The following is a 23,218-nucleotide window of genomic DNA, read 5'->3' on the forward strand; positions in this document are numbered from 1 at the left end:
TATAGTTTAATTATGTAACTCGCCCCCTGAGCACACAACCATACCCAAATCGTGGCTGACGTATTATTGAGTCTAATTGAGGTTCAATTACTTGTATCCCTTATCAATTGTGAGGAACCTTTGACCTCTTTATCGTTACAATTAATAAAAGATGAAACCAAGCAAAAGATACCAAAAAATCACGTTTCACCATGTCGGAATCCCAACAAGTAACTCCCTTCCAGGGGATACTCATGTTGCCGCATTGAAGATGCATGCGACTGGATATTTTGAAACACCTTACGCAATGGAGTGGATGAACTTTGATGAAGACAGTTCACTACCTGAAGTGATAAAGACGCAGCCACATATTGGTTATGTTGTAGAGAGTTTGAAAGACGCCATTCGGGGGAGGGATGTTATTTTGGGGCCTACAAGCCCGGTACAGGGAGTGACTGTTGCGTTTGTATTGGAAGGTCGAGACCTCATTGAATTCTTAGAATTTGATAAAGCTGAACATGAAGTTTGGCCACACCCAAACAAGTTTATGTTGGAATTGATAGAGGAAGATCGTTAGCAATAACTTTCTATCGAACAGAAGGTTTCTCATAAACATATGATCACGGGTGTTATAGAACATTCAATAGGAACGAATATAGAAAAATACCGCCTTGGATATCGGCGGTATTTATTATTGAGCTTATCGCTTTGATGAGTAGCGTATAGCTTTCCTAGTGAACAGAAGCTAACTCGACGCTTTGTGATTCACTAGCGACTTTCCAATCACCACCTAGGGCTTTATAAACAGCAATCGTAGTACTAGCAGTTTGAAGCTTGGCGGCCACTTGTCGATCTTGCATTACTTTTTGTTGTCTTTGTGCATCTAACACCGATAAGTAATCAACTAGACCCGCTTTATAGAGCGATTTTGCTTTGCTCACCGCGTGATCGACGGCAAGAGTGGCTTCATCGATGCGCTTTTGATTCTCTTGGCTACGACCATAGGCAAACAAGCTAGAGTCTACCTCTGCGAATGCACTGTCTACCGAATGCTGGTAGTTAAGCGCTGCTGAACGGAACCTTGCTTCATTCATCTCGACCATGGCTTCACCTCGGCCACCATCGAATACATTCCAACTGATACCTGCAGATGCCGCCCAACCGAATGAGTCGCTGCTGAACAAGTCATCAAAACTTCCTGCGGTGATGCCTGGCGTACCAGTTAGAAAAAACTTTGGATAGCGATTGGCGATGCTTGCGCCGAGTTCTTCATTGATTGCAGCCATTTCACGCTCTGCAATTCGGATGTCTGGGCGTTGCTCTAACAACTCAGAAGGTAAGCCCGTCGGAATAACATCGTTCATTCGCGGTAAGATAAATTGTTCCGTTAAGCGTTGGTTTACCTTCGTAAGTGATTCGCCTAACAACACTGCCATACGCTGCTTATGGACTTGTTCTGCTATTTCAAGTTGAGGAACAATAGACTCAGTCGCCGAAAGCATCGCTTTGGCTTGGGCAAGATCTAACTCAGAGCCGTAGCCACTACGTACCACTTTGGTGACCAATTCTAAGGTCTGCTTTTGGTCAGTAATGTTCTCTAGTGCTATGGCTTTTCGTTCTTGAGCGCCTCGGTATTGCAAGTAGTTGTGAATGACATCGGCAGTGATCAAGGTGCTTAAACCCGATTGGAATATCTCGGCTTGTTCAACGCGAATCGTCGCCGCGTTAGATTGCTTATCGATACGCCCAAACAGATCCATTTCCCATGCAATACTTGCACCTAAGAACCCACCATCGTGTTGGGCTTCAAGTAACGACATGCCCGTTGCTGATTCAACCGCATCAGAGGCACCAAATACCGGGCCGAGTAGGGAGTCGTTCTCACTCAGTTGGTAGTTGTAATAACCGCCACCGACATTGATTGTCGGAACTTTAAATGACTCCACAACGCTCTTATATGAGTTCGCCATGTTAATTCGTTCGGCGGCTAGTTTAAGCGGGATGTTCTGGTTTTGAACATCAACCACTAATTGATTGAGCGTTGGGTCATTGAACTGCGTCCACCAATGAATTTGTTGTTCGTTTTGGTTCCCCCCGTCTTGGCTGTATAGAAATGTCTCAGCCATTGTCGTTTGTGGTTCTTCGTAATCTGGGCCAACGGCACAGCCGGTCAGCAACAAGGCGAGAGCAATAGGAGCCATTTTAAACTTTGTGAATGGATACATGCTTATTGCTCCTTGTTGAATGAGGTTTGAGTACCGTTATTTGCAGATTGAGGCGTTGCATCGAGCACAACCACAGCATCTTTAATGGCTTCTGAAACTGACTTTTTCTCTTCAGTTCGATAGAAAAGCTTATACAGTGCTGGCATTACAAACAGGGACAGCACGGTTGCCGCAGCCAATCCACCGATAATGGTTGCTGCCATTTGGTCAAACAGAAGATCACTGAGCAGCGGGATCATGCCAAGTGCTGTGGTGAGTGCGCCCATTGAAATCGCCATAGTACGGTTTACGGTCGCTTCTTTGATTGCATCAGACAGTGAGCGCCCGTTTTTGCGTTCTAGCTCAATTTGGTCCATCAACACGATGCCGTTCTTGATGATCATACCTGTCAGCGTTACTGCGCCAATCAATGCCATGAAGCCGAATGGTTTATCCAACAGCAATAAGCTGAATGTCGCCCCCGTCGCCGCAAGCGGTAGGGTGGTGAAGATAATCACTGGCTGTTTGAAGCCGTTAAACATCGCGACTAGGATAATCACCATCAACAGCATCGCTTTAGGCAGTTGTTTAAGAATATCGCTGACGGCTTTGTGCTCGTCGTAATATTCGCCGCCCCATTCTAAGTGATACCCATCTGGAAGGTGGATGGACTCAATTTGCTCTTTAACGGAGTTTCTTACTGCTGCTGGTGTCGTGTAGCGACCAACGCCAGCTTGCGCAGTGATGGTTTTTACTCGGTCACGACGCCAAATCATGGTTTCTTCACTGGTAAGCTCAAACCCATCGATGACTTGGCCTAGTGGAACGCTGTGAATGCCTAATAAAGAACGAACAGGCAGCGTTTCTAGCGATTGAATCGAGCTCTCTGTACCACGTAGTTGAATAGTGACCAACTCATCGTTTAAGTTCATACGACCAAGTGGCATGCCTTCTGATGCACGTTTCATCGCGAATGCGATATCCGCACGGTTAATACCGGCAAGGCGCATCTTGTCTTGATTAATAACCGGTTCTAGTACTTTGCTCTTTTGACGCCAATCGTCACGCACGTATTTGGTGTCTGGGTGTAGAGCAAAGATAGCTTTCGCTTGCTCTGATAAGCCGTGAAGCACCTCGATGTCAGGACCCGAGAAACGCGCTTCAACACTGAACTTATCCGCAGTCGCCAGTTTTAAGCTTCTAAAGCGAGGATCGGCATTCGGAAACTCTTCCATTAACCATTTGTCACCACGCGCAATCAACGGGCTGAGTGATGGAAAATCGGTAGCGTTAATCAAGATCTGACCGTAAGCAGGGTCAAACGGTTCTGGCTCAATAGTCACTGAGAAGCGTGGAGCACCAGCGCCAACGTATGTTGAAATGCTTTCGACTTCAGGCTGCTCTAACAACCATTGTTCGATACGCTTCATGTCTTCTGAGGTTTGTTCAACCTTGGCGCCATTTGGTAGCCAGTAATCTAGGAATAGGATGGGTCTGTCGGCTTGTGGAATAAAGTTAACCGCAATGCTCGGGATAGCCAATGCTGTTACCAATATCAGCGGAATAAGCCCCGTCATTGCTTTGAGTGGGTTATCTACCGTCCAGTTTACGCTCTTACGGTATAAGCTTACTTTTGTGCTGTCAGCTTGTTTGCTTGGCTTGATGAAGAACCAACACATCAAGGCCGTGAAGGTCATTGCGACTAGCCAAGACAGTAACAGTGACGACGCGATGATAAGGAATACTGAGCTTGCGAACTCAGCCGCATCCGTTTTTGAGAAGATAACAGGGCTTGCACCCATGATAGCGATAACCGTCGCGCCAAAGAGTGGTGTTGCTGTCTCTTTGACAGAATCAATTGCGGCTTTGGTCCGGTCGATGCCTTTGTTTATTTTCACAATCATCATATCGGTGATGACAATGGCGTTATCAACCAACATGCCGAGCGCAAGAATGAACGTACCTAGCGAAACTCGGTGTAAATCAATAGAAGCGATGTTCATGTAGATAAGCGTTAGCAAGATCGTCAGCAGTAAGCTTGACCCAACAATGGTTGCGCTTTTTAGGCCCATGAATATAGACAGGACGACGAATACAATCGCGACACTTTCCAGCAAGTTGCTTACGAAATTGTCGATAGATTTTTGAACCTCTTCGGGCTGGTTTGCAACCGTCGCGATATCAACGCCTAATGGCAAAGTCGCTTGGAAATCGCTGACGATCTGATTGATTTCATCACCAAGCGATACCACGTTGACACCGGTGACTGGGCTCATTGCCAATGTGACTGCAGGTACGCCGTTGTAGCGGTTTTCTGTCATCATTGGCTCTTGATAGCCCATTGTGACGTTAGCGATGTCGCCTAAACGGATTAAGCTGGTTCCTAATTCACTTACGCCACCTTTGATCATTAGGTTTTTGATGTCGTCTAACGAACCAAATTCACTCGACTGTTGAACGCGAATACGTTCAGAGCCTGCTGAAAATTTGCCCGCATCAAACGTCATGTTCTGGCTATTAAGCTGTGACCAAACTTGTGTGATAGATAGGCCGTATTGTGCCAATCTTTCATCTGGGATGTCGATGTGAACAACACGTGGCTGAACACCGTGTAATTCGATCTTCTTAATGCCATCGACAGTTTTGATTCGACGTTGTAACTCTTCTGCGTAACGTCTTAGTTCAGCTGGCGAAGCATCCTTACTGTGGATAGAGAAAAGCATGCCGTAGACTTCAGAAAATTCGTCTTGTACGACACTGATCTGCGCCGTCGAAGGCAGTAACAACTTCATGTCAGACACTTTACGACGCAACAAGTCCCACTCTTGTGGCAGTGCTTTTGAATTGAGAGACTCTTTAAGGTCAACAAATACCATTGAGATGCCCGGACGAGACAGCGAACGCAGCCGGTTCAATGACCCCATCTCTTGCAGTTTAGTCTCAACGGTATCCGTAACTTGTTGCTCCACTTCTTCGGCAGAAGCGCCGGGGTAGAGTGTTACGACAACCGCCGTTTTGATGGTGAAACTTGGATCTTCGAGTTTGCCAAGATCAAAGTAAGAAAACAGGCCTGCGATGACACTCAATGCAGTGAAAAACAGGATGAAGGTGCGTTGTTTTATCGCGAAATCAGCTAGATTCATCATGATTTACCTACAGGCTCTTAACTTTAATGTCGGAGAAGTGTTGGCCTTCCGTGACGTACTGCGCACCGCTTACTACGACGAAATCGCCATCGTTGAGCGCAGATTCAACACACACGGTATTTTTAGACATCGAAACCACATCCACAGTCACGCCATGAGCTTGCTCATTTTGAATGGTGAATACTTGTTCAATGCCCGATTGATTCACGATCGTTGAATACGGTAAGCAGAAATTGTTGGTTGGTTCGCCAAGCTGAGTCATGAGTGTGACAGCCTTACCTGGCAATATAGATTTATCGGCTGACTCTACATGGTAAGTAACCGCATAAGTCTGTTTAATAGGGTGAGGTGATGTTGCAATCTCAGCGGCATAACCGATCAGCTTTTCTTCTGAGCCGTACCAGTTAATAACAGCGGTTTGCTTCGGTTTGAATTCATGAATCAAGTTTTCCGGGACTTGGATTTTAACTTCAAGTTGTTCGGGGTTGTGGATGGTGAAAACCGATATGCCCGGCAGGACTTGTTCGAATTGATCGAAATTCGATGACGCTACTACGCCGTCGAATGGCGCAAGCAGTTGTGTATAGCGAATCGAATCTTTTGCGCGACGTATGTTCTGTTCAACCACTTTAACCGCCGCTTCACTTCTTTCATAACCACTGATTGCACGATCCAGATTAACATCGGCAATCGCGTTGTCAGCAATGGCTTGCTTCACGCGAGCGAGCTCGGCTTTAGCCAATTTATGCGCAGACTTTGCTTCAAGAGAGCGGGCTTGTAACTCTTCCAGCGCTACTTGGTAATCGTGTGGGTCAAGTTGTGCTAATGGTTGCCCCTTCTTAACAGAATCACCCACTGAGACCATCATGTTTTGAATGGTGCCAGGCACACGAAACGCAACGCCAGCCGTTTCTGATGATTGCAATTTGCCCGTAAAGGATTTTTCAATCTGATGAGAAAGAGGCTCAAGTTGGATAACTTGAATCGGTCGCGTTTGTTTTTGAGGTATTGTCGCCTCAGAGTCATTACAGCCAAAGAGAGAGGATAGGCTTAGTGCGAGTACTGTATATTTAAGGAGAGGTGTGTCTTTAAGACTCGGTGTATGTTTAAGAATAGGTAAATGCTTAAACATGGGGGTCTGTTGAAAGATAGACGAATATTGAGAAATAGGCTTCATGGATTACTCCTGTCAGTTTATGGAGCAATTCTATCTTTCAGTTTTGTTTAGATAATCTAGTCTATTCGCGAAACACTGTCATGATATTCGTTACAATAATTAAAGATTTGGAAGTTCTTGTAATAAAAAATCAATCAAAAGTTGAGCGGGATGACTCAGCGCTTTGCGTTGTGGGTAGAGTAGCCACGCTTCTTCGTTTTGAAGGTTTGCATCAGGGAACAGGTTGATCAAGGTTCCGTCTTTGAGCTGCTGTCGTACCAAAAGTTCAGGCAGCAATGCGATACCTCTGTGACGGGTCGCTCCACCGACTACGAAGCCGATACTGTCACTGACCACGGAAGGCTCGACCTTGATGATGTGGTCTTTGATGTCCCATTGCTTGTCGATGTCACCACTTGGCCATCGAAAGCAAACAAACGGGTAGTTGGTAATTTCTCTTATGCTTGAAGGAGTGCCTTCTTTCTTTAGAAACTCAGGACTGGCTACAAAAACACGCTGTAAAACCATGACTTTACGTGCCACTACGTTCGCGTCACTCAACGTACCACCATGCATCGCGAGATCTAACCCTTGTCGGTACATATCAACAAAACCGTTGCTGATAGTACGAATATCAAGTTCGATCTTTGGGTACATATCTTGGAATTTAAACAGAGTCGATTGGATGATGTCGCTGGTTTCTGGCAACAGGCCAATCTTAACTTGTCCGTGTGCAACCTCTGATAGGTTGGAGGCGATATGGTTCGCTTTGTCGAGTGCACTTAACGCATTGAGCAGCTCTTTATAATAAAGCTCACCAGATTTAGTTAACGAAAGGCTGCGAGTGGTTCTAAAGAACAATTGAATGCCGAGAGCCTTTTCAAGGTCGTTAATTCTGCGACTAACGTTAGCGCGGGGAAGGTCAAGTGCATTGGCAGCGGCAGTAAAACTACCCAGTTCGACAACGGTGGTAAACAGCTTAAGATCTTCGATTTTCATAACAACGGCATTTAATCGTTTTTAGAACAGTATGTTGGCATCGTATACCAATTGAATTTTAAAATCGAAACGTTCTTAACTTTGATTTGTCTGAGGCAGTAAAAAAAGCCAGCCGATAAATTATTATCAATGCTGGCTTTGTGTTCACCTTGGACTAGGTAGTCTTATTCTTTAACCTTAGACCATACAGGTTTAACGACCCCGACCGTCGACCATTACAATGATTGTTTTAGAAATGATGCTGAGGTCAGCGACAATCCAAGATTTAACAGAACATAGACTTAATGCATAACTGTGGTCAAAGCCCACTTTACGACGTACATCATCAATACAGGTATCATAACCTTGATTCACTTGTGCAAGCCCTGTAATACCAGGCATTACGCCGTATGTACGGTCAGCAAAGTAAGGGATTTCATTCTCTAGTTTGGTGTAAAAAGTAGGGCGTTCAGGACGAGGACCAATTAGAGACATTTCACCTTTTAATACATTGATCAGTTGAGGGAGCTCATCAAGACGGGTCTTTCTTAAAAAACGACCAACAGGTGTGATTCGAGGGTCATTTTCGGTAGCCCAAACTGCACCAGACCGAGTTTCTGCATCTTCGTACATACTACGGAACTTCATGATTTCAAAGATTTCCATTTTCTCTGGCGTAGATTTACCTACACGCAGTTGACGGTAGAAAATCGGACCACGAGAAGTGAGTACAATCGCCATTGCAATCAATGGAAATATTGGCGCTAGTAAAATCAAAGCAATCAGTGAGCTTAAGAAATCGAAAGTACGTTTAGCACGTGAGACTTTGTATTGGTATAGGTTGTGGTTAGATAGCTGTTCAATGTTAATCATAATAAGTCCTTAATGATTCGCTCGTGTCCAAGGTGAGTCTTCTAGCCCGATCAGATAACGGATACCACCGATAAAGTTGGCATAATGACCAACAATCAAATATGAGATTAATGAAATAGGTTTATTGAGTAAGCGCTTGGGTAGTAAGCAGCCAATAACAGCAATGGTGTAGACGGCAGTTTGTGTCCACAGCAAGACTTCAAACAACAGATAATCGCTGAGAAGAATTGAACATATCAAACATACGATCATCAAGTAGGGAGTGAGCAGGCGAAGTCCTTTCCCTGAGAAGAACGCAAACGCGATACCTTTGAATTTTGGGCTGAACAAGCCAAATAATCGAATCGCTTGCTGCATGTTGCCAGCAGAGATACGAAGCCTTCTTTTGAAATCAGTTTTTAAGTTAGACTCTTCTAACTCTAATGCGACCATTTGGGTTTCGTATTCCGCGATGTAGCCTTGTTTGACGATTTGCATCGGTAAGATGAAATCATCGTTAATGGTATTTAGTGGAAGTAATTCGAATAAATGTGTTCTAAATAAGTAGAACGCGCCATGAGAACCTAGGCTCGAACCAAAGGAAGCCTCACACTCTTTTACTGCGGTTTGATACTTCCAATAGGCGTTTTCACCTTCATTGCTGGTTGGGCAGAGTTGGTAGGTTGCGTTTACTACACCCACGTTGTCACTTTCGAAGTGAGCACTAGCGATAAGTAATGAATCCAATGAAATCAACGCTGAAACGTCACTAAGAGCTGTGATTTCGCTCGTGATGTTTGTCACTTCATCATTGATTACCGCCACTTTACCTCGATTCTCCTTATGGTCATGGATCTCAAAGTGGATGTCACTGCACATCGCTTCTTGAATCGCCATCTGCGCGGTTTCGACTGTTTGGTCGGTACATCCATCACATGCAATGATGACTTGTAACTTTTTCTTTGGATAATCTAACGCAGCAAGATTACGTATTTTGTCAGCTATCCATTGTTCTTCATTAAATGCAGGAACTAGGATGGTTATTGAGGGAAGCGTACAGTCTTGCTTTTCATCTTTGTAACAACGAGAGCTTTCGGAAACTTGGCGAGCGGGGTGGTTTTTCGCATACCAACGTAGCAAGACCGGATAAGCCACGTGATGGTAAATAATCAACATCCCAGAGAAAACACAGAGTACAGCAAGTAACCAATCAATCATGCGTACACTCCTTTTGAGATATTGTTGTAAGACGCGACCATGTTGATAATGTCGAAGTTGTCGAGCACATAGCGTCGAGGGTTTACGTGATGTTTGATATGGTGAGTATTTGACAGTGCTTCGGCTAGTTCAGCAACATTGCCGCTTTTCACGAGCGTACCACTGGTTGGGCATAAGGTTTCATCGACTGCACCAACATTCATCGCGACGGTTGGAATGTTGCATGCTTGAGCCTCGAGAGTTGAAAGCGGTAGACCTTCATGTCGAGAGGGCAGGCAAAAGACGTCCAGTGCGCTGTAGAAAGTCGCCATGTCTTCAACTAAACCGAGAAACAGAACACGGTGATTGAGCTTTAATTTATCTGTTAACTGCTCGAATTGTTCGCGTTTAGAGCCGTCACCCGCAAATGCCACAATGGTATTAGACGGTAGCAGTTCAAGCGCTTTAATAAGCTGATCTTGGCCTTTTACGTGCTCTAGTCGACCCGCACAGCCGATAACGTGCTTATCGAGAGGGAGATTAAGTTTTACTCTTGATGCTGTTTTTGGGGCTGGTTTGAACTTGTCACAATCAACCCCGTTCTTTATGGTGATTATGTTGCTGTATGAGAAAGCGGTACGTAGTTGATTGTATACACGGGTAGCATCCGCAACTAAGGTTGGCTGAGTCGCCTTTAACGCGAGTGCTTGCAAGCGACGACGTTTACTGTTGTTTAGGTGCCATGCGTCGTGTTCGGTATGAATTCGAGTTGGGACTCCCGTTATGCGAGCGGCATACCCGGCATAAAGTAGTGGCCCAATATGGTGGGTGTGTACTACGTCAGGCTGAATCCCTTTGAATGCTCTAATTAGCTTGATGATGATATTGAATTGCACACCAGGTGCTTTATCGAGAAATACAATTTGGTTTTGATAAGGTTTTAGCTTAGGCCAATTTTCAATAGACGCTTGTTTTGTCCCTTCTAAGCTAACAATCAAAACTTGGTCGCTGGGGTTAGCCAGGCGAAGTAAATCCAAAGTGAGTGTCTCAAGACCTCCAGGTGCAAGGTGCTGAACAACGTGTATGATCTTTTTGCCATGCTTTGTTAACTGCTTATTCATAACTTGCTTCCTGCCATAGTTATTTTTATTTAGCCTTTCTTATCGTTTGCTTTTAAATCGCATTGTTAAAAATGGCTTCTATACAATTAGATAGCAGGAGTTGTGCCAATAAAATATTTGCTATTTTTCAATGTGTTAGGTGTTTTTATGAGGTGGGGCTTTTAAATTCTCAAATTGGGAATCAAAACAAAACCCAACACGGTTAGGTTTTAGACACGCGGTTAGAGAACAAAATATTGAGTCGGAGATGAGCTACTCAAATAGAAAAACGCCAACAAGATGCTGGCGTGAGGAAGGTTACTGTTGGGTGGCTAACTCATCTTTGGAATGACAGTTATGACAGGTACCCCTAAGATCTCTTCGACTTCGTCTCTACGTTTAATTGAAGAATCGAACAGCTCAAACACGACTGCCAACCCGATGCCTAAACCGATACCTGCAATCAAACCGGCCACGATAAATATAAAAGTAGGCATGTTGGATTTCATACTGGGCGTGAAGGGTAAATCGATAATTTTCACACGCTTGTTTTGCTCGAATACACCAAGTGAGCCTGTTAGCTGTGCCATTTCGTAGCGTTCAGTCAGTTCATCATATAATTGACGTTTTATATTCGCGTCTCGTTGAAGGCGATACATCTCTTTGGCATTTTCCCCAAAGTTATTGGCTTTGTTTTCAAGTTCAAAGATCATTGTCCGCAAGCTTTTGGTCTCTTCACTTAAAGACTCAAAGCGAGATCGCACTAATTGTAAGCTGTGCAGTTGTGTTACTAAAAGAGGCTGTGTATCTGAAAGGTTGTTCAAGGTTGTACTACTGGCAATATCCCACAACTGATCACTATTCATTGTCGGCTGTTTAAGTGCTAACAGGGTTTTTCTCTCATTCTCGAGTCTATCCAGCTCACGAACTTTCGCTTGCACGGCACTGTGCTGATTGGTGTACTTAGCTTGAAGTAAGGTTAGGTCACTTCGTATATCGATAATTTGGTCTTCCAATCTACCGATAACGGGGTTTGTTTTAGAGAGTTGCTGGTCTATTGAGCCTAGGCTTTTCTTAACGCCAGACAACTCAGCTTCCTTTTCTGCGAGAGTTTGTTTTAGAGAGGCCAACCGGTTCAAGCTTTGACTCTGTACTTCTGGTGTCGATTGTACGTTTTCGTTCATGTATAAGGCTAACGCTTCTTCCGAAGCTTCCAGTTCCGCAAGACGTTTGTCTATATGGATTTTCAAAAAGCTACTTGAATCTTCAATTGATGAACGCTCGGGAGCTAGCAACTGCTCAATGAAATGTTCACTGACCGAGCGTAGCGTCTGTTCCATGCCAGTTGGTGTGTTGGACGTTAAGCTAATTTTTAGAAAGTCTTTACCAAGTTGGGTTACCGATAAACGTTGTGACAAATCGGTAATGATTTGTTGTTTTTCCATATCAGACATTTCAGGGGTCGTCAGTTGCAACTCTTCAGCCACTGAATAAAGAACATGGCGACTATGGAGCAGTGTTCTAAGCGCATTTAGGCGATCTTTTAACATGGTCGAAACCGCGATGTCTTCTAAGAATGGATTCATCTTTGCGGTTTCTTGGATCAGCATACTAGTGTGAGCATCGTATTTTGTTGGCGCTAATTTGCTCACACCAAAACCTAAGAATGGCAAAATGAGGATTGGCATAACGATAACGTAGCGTTGACGCCACATTGCATTCAAAATGAACAATAATCGTAACTTCAAATTACTCATAATAGCTCCAACATCCAATGTACGAAGTTGCCGCGTTTCTGCCAGCTATCGTTCTCGACGACGGACACTGGCGAGCTTTCTAGATGACGAACTTTATTGAGCGCTTCAATCATCTGTTCTGCGCTTTCTACTGATGTTACGTGGTTTTTATATGGAACCATTGCAGGAAAAGGTGTGGTAACGATAGGTGTACTTACTGCAAGATATTCCATTAACTTTAATGGACTGCATGCGCGTATCTGTTCGTTATCAATAAATGGCAACAGGCTCACATCCCAATGCTGCGAGTAGCTAGGCAATGTGTGGTGTGGTTTCGGACCTAAATAGTGGACATTATCGAATGTAGGCAGCATTAGGTTGTTCAGTTCGTTTGGTCCGATAAACACAAAGTCCCATTCAGGCATCTCTGCTGTGACTTTTGCAATCATGTCGTAATCTAGCCACTTAGAAAGGCTGCCATAGAAACCCGCGATTGGACGGTGGTTGCTAGGTAGATCTTTGGCTCTAGGTACTGGTGTCGAAAACAAGTTAACGTCGACACCATGAGGCAGCAGGTGTGTTTTACATTTGGGGAATTTATTCATTAAATTCTGACTGGCCGCGAAAATCAGATTCGCTTTATCAATAAGCTCTGACTCATGCTGTACGACAGTTTGATGGTCAACACCCGCCAAGGCGCTAAAGTCATCACCGCAGTAATAAACCACAGATGATTCGCCTAACTGCCCACACAAATCAACAGCGGTCGGTAGGGAAGTCCACAGGATAGGAGCATTAAGATTAAGTTCAGCAATAATCGGTTTTAGTTGGCGTAACATCATTTGTTGGGCCAGCTTTCTCGACAACTTAGAAGAAGGGGCCGGTATGGTCTTTAAGTTAACGATAGTAATGTTGCCGTGACCATCAGAGTCAAGCATGTTTTGAGTAACAGCTTTTGTTTTTCCAAACAACTTATTGAACGCTCGTGTTGCATCTTTAGCGGAAAATTTCGGCTGTCTTAGGCCAATAGAGTTGACCCATAAGACTTTATGCTGCTTAGCAAGGTGACGAACTAAGTGTTGAGTCGATGAAGGTAGACCACCAAAGTCCTCACCAAATACGATTAAATCACGCATGATGGCCTCCTTGGCAAATTTCAGTATCGTCCTGGCTCCCAGGTTGAATTTCACCTACAACGTGAGCTGGGTTGCCTGCGGCTATCGAAAAAGGGGGAAGGGATTTGGTTACTACACTACCTGCTGCAACTACGGTGCCCTCACCGATAGTAACGCCACCTTTAACCGTTACATTAGTTCCTAACCAAACATCTCTCTCTAGAACTATGCTTCCTATTTGTTCTGGGGCGTCACCTTCGCCTTGAGCGCGACGCTTTGCGTCTAGCGGGTGACCAGAATAACCAAATAGAAATGCGCCGCCCGCGATACGGACATTATCTGACAGAACGACCTTATGGCCTACCGCAATGGTTGATTGCCAACCTACATCTACATTATTACCAATGCTTAATATTGGCTGGCAACCATCCTCTGTTGGTTGAGTGCACCCAGAGAAGGTTGTTTGACCTGAGATGCGGCAGTCGTTACCAATACTTATTTTTAGTGGACCACTCACAAAAGGAAGGCCGCCATAAAGATAAAGTCTTTTACCACATTGATTGAGGCGGCCTTTGAAAGCTGGCGTCCAATAAGTGAAACGTACGAATCCCGAGATAATGCCAGTCACGACTTTGTGGAGGTGGTATAGGCACTTGTTAAAAACCTGGGGGCTAGGGAATTCCATTGTGCGAATGTTTTTCAAAAAGAAAAATACGCTCCGAATATGAGAATTAGGATGAAATTTAAGCCAGTGTTTGAATTGATGCGCGGATACTAACGTCATAATGAGAATCTCCATTTCTTTCCATAATGGATACCTTCATTTTACATGCCATATAATTAACGTATAAATTTCAGTTGGTTATAAATACCTGTCTACTCTTTTTCATTATGACATTCAGATTGAGAGACATGAGAAACACACACGGTGAGTGCCGCCAATATATAAATTGGCCAATTGAAGCCTTGGGTTAAAAATGTTCCAGATACGATGGTACCAATAAGGCCAGCATAAACAGCATAAGCAGCAGAGTAGAGTGCGGGTGATACAGATTCTGAATCACGATTGATACGTGCCAAGGTTTGGCGAGCTGTTATCAACAACGAAGTGATTAAGATGATGAAGACGATTAAACCGAGGAAGCCGGTTTCGGCTAACACGCCAAACCAGGTACTATGAACGGCGTGATTTAAACCATCCCAGTGTGGACTATAGAAAAAGTAATTAGAGTAGAAGTTATTTAGGCCTACACCGGTTAGTGGATTATCAACGGCCATTTTAAATGCTGCTTCCCAAGCGTAGAGACGCCCCATGGCTGACGCATCTATCCCCGCCTCACTTGCCCCGCCAGATGCTCTATCTGATATTCCAGCAACGAAATATAAAATGATACCAGCGATGGCACCGAATGATATGAGTAGGACTTTGGAGCGGACTAACTTAAAGGCAAATATGCCTAGAACCGCAATAGAACCCAACAATCCACCACGGCTTTGTGTTGCGATAACGGCATAAAGCAAGATGAAACACGCGATAACACAGAGGATCCGCTTAAAAACGGTTACTCCGGATGTACTTGCTTGGCTAATAGCAAAAGCGAGTGGGAACATGAGTACGAGAGCGAGGTCATTCGGGTCTCCGAGCATAGAGCCAAAGTCTCGGCCGATGGTGACACGAGTTCCTTCAACTAATCCTACGCCATTGATTGAGTTCGAAATAGCGATAACACCAATTAATGTGCCTGATCCAATAATGATCATAGACGTTTTTGCTAATTTGTCGGCACTGTTTACCAACCAAGCAATCGCTAAAGTCATGATCATTATCTTCCAATAAATCCCTTTAAACTCCGCGATAGCAACACCTCGGTTTGAAGCAAACACCAAACCAATAGTGACTAAAACCCAAAACAACGCTAACCATGACAGTGACCGGTGCCAATAGGTGTGAAGTTCTTTACTGATAAAGGCGTGCCAAAGTAGAGCCGATAGCGCTCCAAGCGAAAGTAACAAAGGGATTTTAATTGGGTAGAGCTGAGGAATCGCTTCGTGAATACGGAAAAATGAGAAAACGACGAAAAGGATGACCAACCAAAACGTTTTATTGATGACAAATAGTATACCCAAAGGCGCAAATGCGAGGACAATTACAACTAATGGATGGGGAGCGACCATCCAAACCCCTCCGACCAATAAGCAGACAGATATAACACCGATGATAGATGGGGTTTTAATTCCCGAGAAAGTCATCTCTTCTCCTTGTTGGGGCGCCAAGCCGCTTGGTTGTCAAAGTGTCAAAATTGAAGGCTACTTGAGAACTAGCAATGGTTGTGCCGAGTTTTTTTCTTGTTCAATACCATTAATATAGAAATTACGAATGAACGCAGTTTGTACTGGATACCGCGAAATAACATTGCGGGTAAAACAGAGATAATTGCTGTTAATGCAGCAAAGAGTAAACATCCCCAAAGACTATTAAGATTGAAGGCTAGCAATAGACACAACACTAACGTACCTATGTTCATCATGAAGACTTGAGGTAGATAAGGAAGAGGTGCCTGCTGCTGACTGAATATATACACACACACTGCTTTGGTTGCTTGAGCGGCGACCAAAGCAAACACAATCCCCCAAACACCATATTGACCCAGCGTCCACATTAACAATAGACCAAGCACCGATGAACCCGTGCTAATCCAAAGTTGCAGCTTGGTTTTCTTTTTATAAAGAATTCCGATATTGAGCAACTCAGCCACTTCTTTAAACCACGCAAAGAGCAGAGTGCCGATAACAAGTTGTGCAGACAGCAAGTAAGCATCGGGTAGGGCGAGCAGGATAAAAGCTTTTGCTGCAAAAGCGATGGATACCGTTAGTGCCGTGATATAAATGATACCAAGCTGTGTGATTTCTGAGGTTTTAGCGTAGCCTTGCTCGGTCATGACCTTAAATCTTTTGGGCATCCACCACATACCGAATGGTTGAACAAGAATGCACATAGCAAATGAAAACTTTATCGCAATAGCATATTGCCCTAACGTATTTAAGTCGGTGGAGTAAGCAACAAAAAACCGTTCCGCGCCGTTTAATGAAAAGCCAACTAAGGCGGTGAGCATTAAAGGCCCACCGTAACTGAGGTACGATATAAGCTTTTTTCTGTTCGGCAAGGTTACCGAAAATCGGTTGATGAAGAGTAGCGCAATCGCCTGTACTGTGTAAGTTGCTGCGCCACAGGCCAATATCAGTTCAACACTTGGTTGATTAAACAACACCGTGAGAATGAGACCGATCTGTAATACGGTAGCACCGACACTGATGATTAAAAAGGTGATCGCTTTGTCTTGCATGCGGAGCCACGCCGTTGAAAGCCCTAGTATTCCCTCTAAAGACGCGCAAACGAGCAATAAGTTAAGTTCTGTTGTGCTAACAAGTTCGAAACTGACGGGGTTTAGCCAGTTGATGAAAAGGAAAAGGCTAGTTGCAATAAGAAATGAAACCAAACAAGTTACTGTGAATATCTGACTGGCTTTCTGAAACTGTTTACCGCGGGATTGCTCTTCACCGACGAAACGATACAAAGCTTCATGCAATGCAAACGTAATAACAATCCCGGTAACAGCGCCGATAGAAGCCAGCAAGTCTAAACGACCGATTTGAGCTGGCACTAGGTAGTTTGCCATTATGGGTAACATGATTAATGCGACCCCTTTATTGACCACTAGACCTAAGCCGTAAGTCAGAATATTCGCTAAGGGAGAGCGATGTTTGGCTTGTTCGGTTTGAGTCATGAGGCATCTCCCAACTCGGATACGTCATTTAGGTATTGTTTATTATGAGGTATCTCGATTTTGGGCGTGGTCATTAGTAGAGAGGCACAAACCTCGAGGTAGCAATGTTTTGCTCGATACTGGGATGCGATGGTAAGGCTACCTTCGGATAAGGTATCTCGTAAAGCTCGGTTTTTTGTAAGAGTGCGAAGTACATGATGCAGTGACTTCGAATCTTTCGGATTGTACTTAAGGCAATCAATACCATGTTGTAACGCAAGGTCCCAGTAAGCCCCATCTTCTGGAATTACAACACACAAACCTGCTGCTAGGCTTTCTAGAACAGATAACCCGAACGGCTCGTTAATGCTTGTCGAAACAAAGATACCAGACTGAGCTCTAATCTCATCTAGATTGGCAGGTGCATGATAAAGATGAATATTATCGGTAGGATTAGGCAACTGACTAACCCCCAAGTTGGTATTTTTAGGTTGAATATAGCAAATACGTGTTTTCCATGGCGCGTCCATATTTTCAACTACATCCACTAAGGTTTCTAACCCCTTCCACTTAAGCAGAGATGCGGCCCAAAATACGTCTGTTGAGTGATGTCGTGTAAGGGTTGGCCAGCGGGAATCCGACAACCCATTTACAAAGGACTTGAAACGCGTGCTTGTTAGCGCATCGCTGGACTTCGATTGGGCATTTGTCGAATTGTTTTGGCGACTATAGTAGCGAGTCAACGCGCTCGAAATAGATAAAAAAGTACTCTCTAAATAGTAGACTTTCTGTGCCGACGTTAAACAGTAACCAATAGAGCGAGACGGAGCTACAGGTCCATGAATTAACTGAATCACGGGTTTATGCACAATCATATTGAGTACATACAGCGCCATATCGATACCTGGACCTGAAGCCCCTATAAAGTAACTGACTTTAGGTATACGAATTAATGTGACCATGAGTAAAAAGGCTAAACAAACCTGAGCAAACCAATACCGATAACCTTGAGGCTGAGTTAGGAATGCCCAGCTAGGAAGCGGAATGATTTTTATATCTAATTGTTTTTTTAATGGAGCCCACGAGTCCAAATCTGAAGTGAGAACCGTAAAGGTGAGACTCTGAGGAATCGACTCAACATTTTGAGAGTCTTCTTTTATCTCATTGGCTGCAATCAACATTTCTGCTGTCGCAATTTTTGAACCTCCAGCATAGGGAATAGGATCATATACGAGTCCGTGAACCTGATTAATACTGTGTATACTCATAATTCTGCTCCCATTCAACTATTGACGAAAAGCCCAGCGAAGGACTGGCTTTAGGCTACAAGCCAATGGCATCGAACTCGGTTTATTAGATATCTCTTCATAAAGTCGCTGGAATCGTTGAGTGTTTGTAGACACCGTCAGGTGAGTCGAACAATATTGATAAAAACGACTCCCCAGCTCTTTCTGGAGTTCTGGGTGTTCGATAAGTTGAGCCATATAGAAAGCAATATCATTGATAGGATTCTCAGCGGTAAATAAAAGTCCCGTTTCATTATGTTCGACGAATTCCGGGATTCCCCCAACAAAGGGAGCAATAACGGGTAATTTCGCTAACCCCGCTTCTGCGAGAACAAGGCCAAAAGCTTCATATCTTGCTCCGCTCACGAAAGCATCAGCACCTCCGCTCAACCAGTCTGCTACATTATGTTGCTCACCAACTAAATGAACGCGTTGCTGCATACCTAAATTAGAAATGAGGGTTTTAAGGTTTTCCCGTTCTTCACCATCCCCAATCACTACTAGGTGACAATCATGATTTTGATTGGTTTGCTTAAGAGCCTGAATAATTAAATCAACGCCCTTACGAATGATAAGTGAACCAACGGTAATAAATACAAAGCTAGAGGGAGGGATACCTAGCTCTTCACGGATGTTTTTAGGTTTGAGCTTGTATTGAGTGACACCATTATGAATTACGGACAATTGGTTTGCTGGGTATCCATCATCCAACAACCCGTTGCACACGTCATAACTAACGCCAATGATGCGAGGTGACAAATGAAGCCCAAGAGTAAAGCGATCCCTTAATTGATAATCACTGTGCAACTGTGTAACCAAAGGGACTCTACATAACTTGGCTGCTAAGCACATCCACTGGCAAGGCGCTGCACTATTAACATGAATCAAATCAATATTGTGTCGTTTGATAAGCCTTATGGCCTTTGTTAGTTGTTTGAACCAACTGACTACGCTGAATTGTGGGATGCGCCAACCGAGCAGTAGATTAAAGGGCGTGTAGTAAGAAGTATCTCTAGCAGCGGAGAAGTGCTCCACGAGTGGGCCGCAGTTGCTCCAAATAATGGGTGTATAGCGGCTTCTGTCTAACGTTTCGATTAGATTGATTAAACATGCTTCGCTACCACGAATCCAATTGTCACCATAATGAACATATAGAATGTTTTTCATACTAGCCTCACACGTTTATTCTCTATTTTGCTCGTTTTGTTTTGCCAATAAAGAATGTACAAAACGACGTTAAAGGTAACATTGCAAGTGTGATGCCATTGGTTTTATATGACTAAGTAGCTGTTATTTATATGGTTATTCTATTTTATTAGGTAGGGGGAAGTGTATTTATCAATTTGAGAATCAGATTGAAGGTAGGATGACGAGTCAAAATCTAGTGGATTATCATCAAAATGATTGCGCAGCTCACCTGAATTCGCTGTCCTTCCTATAAAGCTATAAAGCTATAAAGCTATAAAGCTATAAAGCTATAAAGCTATAAAGCTATAAAGCGTAATACGTCAATAATTTTGGGATAACGGCTTGCGGGGAGTAATGATCAATAATGGATCTCTTAGCGCTGTTACTGATGCTCACTTGTTGTGAATGAGAGAGATTTAACCACTCATCAACGCAATCACGTAAATCAGAAGTGGATTGTGCGAGATAGCTGTTTTCTCTATGACTTATCAGTTCAGGCAAATTACCAACTGCGGTAGCGATAACCGGGATGCCACGAACCATTGCTTCGAGCGCTGCCATCGGCAACCCTTCAAACCTTGAGGGGATGATTAACACATCAATTTGTGGCCATACAAGAGCCATATCGTTTTGATGACCGTGGAAGTGACAGTTTTCAGGGCTTGTTTCTGCAACTTTTGAACGCTCAGGACCGTCACCAAATAAATCAAATTGATGTTGGGGAAAGTAGGTGGCTAATTCGACAAAACGATCGGCGGCTTTTTCATGACTTAAACGTCCAACGAAGCCAAAGCGGAAATGGCTCACTGGATGGGTCGTATCGGAGCGTGATAGTACTGAAGCGCTAGGTACGTTAACGAAATTGTTGAGCAATACTGATCGGGTCGGGAGTTTTTGTCGGATCTTATCACTTACAACCAAAGATCGATCCGACACCCAGCAGGTGTAGCGATCAATAAAGTCATAAAGCCAAACACGGCCTGAAGGTGTCTCACCTGCGTGATAAGTCGAGAGTTGTTTTAGAGCAGGTGAACGTTTGTTTATCAATTTTGCACATTTACTGATAATACTGGCCTTGTAGCCGTGAGCATGAATCAATTGAGGCATGTGTTGATTAGCTGCTGATCGCAACTGGGCAACGGCATTACTCTTAGTTTGACTGAGATCTGCCAGGTAAGAGTATGGAAGGTTCTCTTTTGCGAGCCTTGCGACGATTGATGATTCAGGCTCGTACTGTGTGAGTAAAATGACACGCGTATTGCAGTTATGGTTTGTTAGGCCTTTAGCTAACTCTATAACGTGCGTTTCAATTCCACCGAAAGTTTGGCTGTCTAGAAACAGCCAAATTTCATGTGGTTTGGGGTGGGGCTTAGGCTTGATTGTACTCATCTTCTGATTCCCAAGCCTGTTTCTTACGATAGACGGTAGAAGGGCTCAGTTCCAACAGTACAGCTGCGTTTAGCACGTTCCCATCACAATGATTAATGGCGTGCTGAATGGCTTCTCTTTCAATTTGCCACATTGGACGAATTGCACCGGTGCTGGTGGTGAATGAGGGTGTCATTGGATCCTGTTCACTTGTTGCAGCAGGTGGTTCGAGTTCTTCTGGTGTTATTGGTGGCAGTTTAGATTCAGTGCCTTTTATAGCTTCCGTTCTCGTTGGTTCTGATGCGCGAATCGGTGTCACCGATTTTGAAGTGGTTGTCACTTCCACTTTGTTGATCGGAGCAGGTAACATATCTTTGGTTACGCTCGTTTCATTATTTAGTACTACGATGTTGCGGATGATGTTCTGCAATTGACGAACGTTCCCTGGCCATGGGTAGCGCTTGAGCAGGTTTTGTGTTTCTTTGTCTATTGATTTGAATTTCTTTTTGTCTTGTTTAGCGTACAGCTTCAAAAAGTGATTAGCCAGTGTGACAATGTCACTTCCTCGTTCTCGTAACGGCGGCATTTCAATAGGCACAACATGCACACGGTAGTAGAGGTCTTCTCTAAATCGACCTTCTTCAACTTCAACCAGTGGGTCTCTGTTCGTTGCACAGATAATTCTAACATCTACTTTGACTTCGCGATTACCACCTAACGGTGTGAAGGTACCCGTTTGCAAAAACCTCAGGAGCTTCTTCTGCATCTCCAGTTCCATTTCGCAAAGTTCGTCGAGAAATAGGGTGCCCCCATGTGCTTGCATTGCTGCACCTTTACGGTCAGTAGTCGCGCCTGTAAATGCACCTTTCACGTGACCGAAGATTTCACTTTCCATAAGGTCTCGTGGGATAGCTCCGCAATTGATCGCAACAAATGGTTTTCCACCTCGTTGACTCTCTTGGTGAATAGCTTCGGCGCAGACCTCTTTACCTGTACCACTTTCACCATTAACAAACACACTCGCAGTTGTTTGTGCGACAGAGTCAATAATCTTGTATACGGTCTGCATAGGGAGGCAAGAGCCAATAAAGTCATGAAAGCGTTCACGGTCAAACTTGCTTTGAATATTGTCCACGAGGTTCTCAAGCTTTGCTCTACGCAGATGCAAACGGACAGAGGTTTTAAGTCGATCAGCTTGAATCGGTTTTTCTAAGAAGTCTTCGGCACCGCGTTGTATGAGATCGACAGCGATGTTTACTGAACCATGTGCAGTCGCAATGACAACAGCGGTGGGGATCTCATTCTCGCTAATCCAGTCTAATACTTCTTCACCCGGCATATCCGGTAACTTTAAATCGAGGATGACGAGTTGTGGAGTATGCCTTTCAATGAAGGTTTTTGCTTCAGCGCCAGTCTCGACATGGAAGATGTCATAGGGCTCATCTTTGACATACTGCTTATAGAGCACGGCAAGTGAGGTGGAGTCTTCAACCAACAATACTTTAGGGCGCATTGTAAAAATCCTTTTTGAAACTTTATCCTAACTAATCAATAGCATGGAGGTAAAAATGCATCAATACTCATTGTATTTATTTGTTACCTGCCGCATGCAACCATAATAAAACTCACTTGATGTCTTTATTTTGCTTCTTGGGTAATTTGTAGTGTAGCGCTACCTCGATACTGAACGTCTAAATCATGCCAGTACAAAGCGTTTTGGAGCCTAACTAAACCCTTGGTTCTTTCTATCTATAAGTGCTTGAATTGAGCGGTTGCTTAACGCAAGTAAATCATCAACTTGGCTAAATGCAGCATCGCATTGGCTCTCTATGCACAGCCTTTCGAGTTTACGGGATAGATCTGACAACGGTCGATTACCTAACGCGAGTGCTGTACTTCCCAAGGTGTGCAATTCGAACTCAAGTGCTTCAGTGTCTTGGTTAATTGCGGATTGCTTAATTACAGCAATACGTCTTTGCGACTCTTGTACATAGTGATCAATTAAAATCGGTATGACCTCAACACTGGTGTCGATAATCATCTGCTTCAATATGCTTTCATCAACTAAAGTTGTTTCAAATTGCTTGCTGTTGTGCGGTGTACTCACAATTACAGGAGTGTCTGAGGGTAAGGCTGAATTCGTCACACT

Annotated in this window: 18 protein-coding genes; 1 reads left to right on the plus strand and 17 read right to left on the minus strand. The window is 44.0% G+C overall.

Annotated features, from left to right (window positions below; all coding sequences use genetic code 11):
• Positions 1 to 151 precede the first annotated feature (151 nt).
• A complete protein-coding gene (locus OCV56_RS07710; RefSeq protein ID WP_086711306.1) occupies positions 152 to 556 on the plus strand; it encodes a hypothetical protein in 405 nt (134 codons plus the stop codon).
• Between the two features lie 154 nt (positions 557 to 710).
• Here OCV56_RS07710 and OCV56_RS07715 read toward each other — a convergent pair whose 3' ends face one another.
• The 17 genes from OCV56_RS07715 to OCV56_RS07795 form a co-directional block, all read right to left on the minus strand.
• Positions 711 to 2,204: an efflux transporter outer membrane subunit gene (locus tag OCV56_RS07715; protein WP_086711309.1), complete on the minus strand. Its 1,494-nt coding sequence runs from the start codon at positions 2,202 to 2,204 to the stop codon at positions 711 to 713.
• A gap of 2 nt (positions 2,205 to 2,206) precedes the next feature.
• Positions 2,207 to 5,326: an efflux RND transporter permease subunit gene (locus tag OCV56_RS07720; RefSeq protein WP_190960483.1), complete on the minus strand. Its 3,120-nt coding sequence runs from the start codon at positions 5,324 to 5,326 to the stop codon at positions 2,207 to 2,209.
• A 10-nt stretch (positions 5,327 to 5,336) separates the two neighbouring features.
• Positions 5,337 to 6,506, minus strand: coding sequence for an efflux RND transporter periplasmic adaptor subunit (locus OCV56_RS07725; protein WP_086711314.1), 1,170 nt, complete (start codon positions 6,504 to 6,506; stop codon positions 5,337 to 5,339).
• 99 nt (positions 6,507 to 6,605) lie between these two features.
• A complete protein-coding gene (locus OCV56_RS07730; RefSeq protein WP_086711316.1) occupies positions 6,606 to 7,484 on the minus strand; it encodes a LysR family transcriptional regulator in 879 nt (292 codons plus the stop codon).
• A gap of 192 nt (positions 7,485 to 7,676) precedes the next feature.
• Positions 7,677 to 8,336, minus strand: coding sequence for a sugar transferase (locus OCV56_RS07735; protein ID WP_086711318.1), 660 nt, complete (start codon positions 8,334 to 8,336; stop codon positions 7,677 to 7,679).
• A gap of 9 nt (positions 8,337 to 8,345) precedes the next feature.
• Complete coding sequence (locus tag OCV56_RS07740; protein WP_086711320.1) at positions 8,346 to 9,533, minus strand: glycosyltransferase family 2 protein; 1,188 nt, start codon at positions 9,531 to 9,533, stop codon at positions 8,346 to 8,348.
• Positions 9,530 to 10,633, minus strand: a complete 1,104-nt coding sequence (locus OCV56_RS07745; protein WP_086711322.1) for a glycosyltransferase — start codon at positions 10,631 to 10,633, stop codon at positions 9,530 to 9,532. The genes OCV56_RS07740 and OCV56_RS07745 overlap by 4 nt, the downstream gene beginning before the upstream one ends.
• 311 nt (positions 10,634 to 10,944) lie before the next feature.
• A complete protein-coding gene (locus OCV56_RS07750) occupies positions 10,945 to 12,369 on the minus strand; it encodes a GumC family protein (RefSeq protein ID WP_086711324.1) in 1,425 nt (474 codons plus the stop codon).
• Positions 12,366 to 13,484, minus strand: coding sequence for a glycosyltransferase (locus OCV56_RS07755; protein ID WP_086711326.1), 1,119 nt, complete (start codon positions 13,482 to 13,484; stop codon positions 12,366 to 12,368). Before OCV56_RS07755 ends, OCV56_RS07750 begins: the two co-directional genes overlap by 4 nt.
• A complete protein-coding gene (locus tag OCV56_RS07760; protein WP_086711527.1) occupies positions 13,477 to 14,247 on the minus strand; it encodes an acyltransferase in 771 nt (256 codons plus the stop codon). The genes OCV56_RS07755 and OCV56_RS07760 overlap by 8 nt, the downstream gene beginning before the upstream one ends.
• A gap of 92 nt (positions 14,248 to 14,339) precedes the next feature.
• Positions 14,340 to 15,713: an O-antigen ligase family protein gene (locus tag OCV56_RS07765; RefSeq protein ID WP_086711328.1), complete on the minus strand. Its 1,374-nt coding sequence runs from the start codon at positions 15,711 to 15,713 to the stop codon at positions 14,340 to 14,342.
• A gap of 68 nt (positions 15,714 to 15,781) precedes the next feature.
• Positions 15,782 to 17,248 (minus strand): lipopolysaccharide biosynthesis protein, encoded by a 1,467-nt coding sequence (locus OCV56_RS07770; RefSeq protein WP_086711331.1) that lies wholly within the window; start codon positions 17,246 to 17,248, stop codon positions 15,782 to 15,784.
• Positions 17,245 to 18,495 (minus strand): glycosyltransferase family 4 protein, encoded by a 1,251-nt coding sequence (locus OCV56_RS07775; RefSeq protein WP_086711333.1) that lies wholly within the window; start codon positions 18,493 to 18,495, stop codon positions 17,245 to 17,247. Before OCV56_RS07775 ends, OCV56_RS07770 begins: the two co-directional genes overlap by 4 nt.
• Before the next feature lie 18 nt (positions 18,496 to 18,513).
• Positions 18,514 to 19,680, minus strand: coding sequence for a glycosyltransferase (locus OCV56_RS07780; protein WP_086711334.1), 1,167 nt, complete (start codon positions 19,678 to 19,680; stop codon positions 18,514 to 18,516).
• Between the two features lie 324 nt (positions 19,681 to 20,004).
• Positions 20,005 to 21,090 carry a glycosyltransferase family 4 protein gene (locus OCV56_RS07785; RefSeq protein WP_086711337.1) on the minus strand — a complete coding sequence of 362 codons (1,086 nt, stop codon included), beginning with the start codon at positions 21,088 to 21,090 and terminating at the stop codon, positions 20,005 to 20,007.
• Positions 21,071 to 22,582, minus strand: a complete 1,512-nt coding sequence (locus OCV56_RS07790; RefSeq protein WP_086711339.1) for a sigma-54-dependent transcriptional regulator — start codon at positions 22,580 to 22,582, stop codon at positions 21,071 to 21,073. Before OCV56_RS07790 ends, OCV56_RS07785 begins: the two co-directional genes overlap by 20 nt.
• 210 nt (positions 22,583 to 22,792) lie before the next feature.
• Positions 22,793 to 23,215 (minus strand): Hpt domain-containing protein, encoded by a 423-nt coding sequence (locus OCV56_RS07795; protein ID WP_086711341.1) that lies wholly within the window; start codon positions 23,213 to 23,215, stop codon positions 22,793 to 22,795.
• Between the last annotated feature and the right edge of the window lie 3 nt (positions 23,216 to 23,218).

The organism is Vibrio gigantis (assembly GCF_024347515.1).
Lineage (GTDB): Bacteria > Pseudomonadota > Gammaproteobacteria > Enterobacterales > Vibrionaceae > Vibrio > Vibrio gigantis.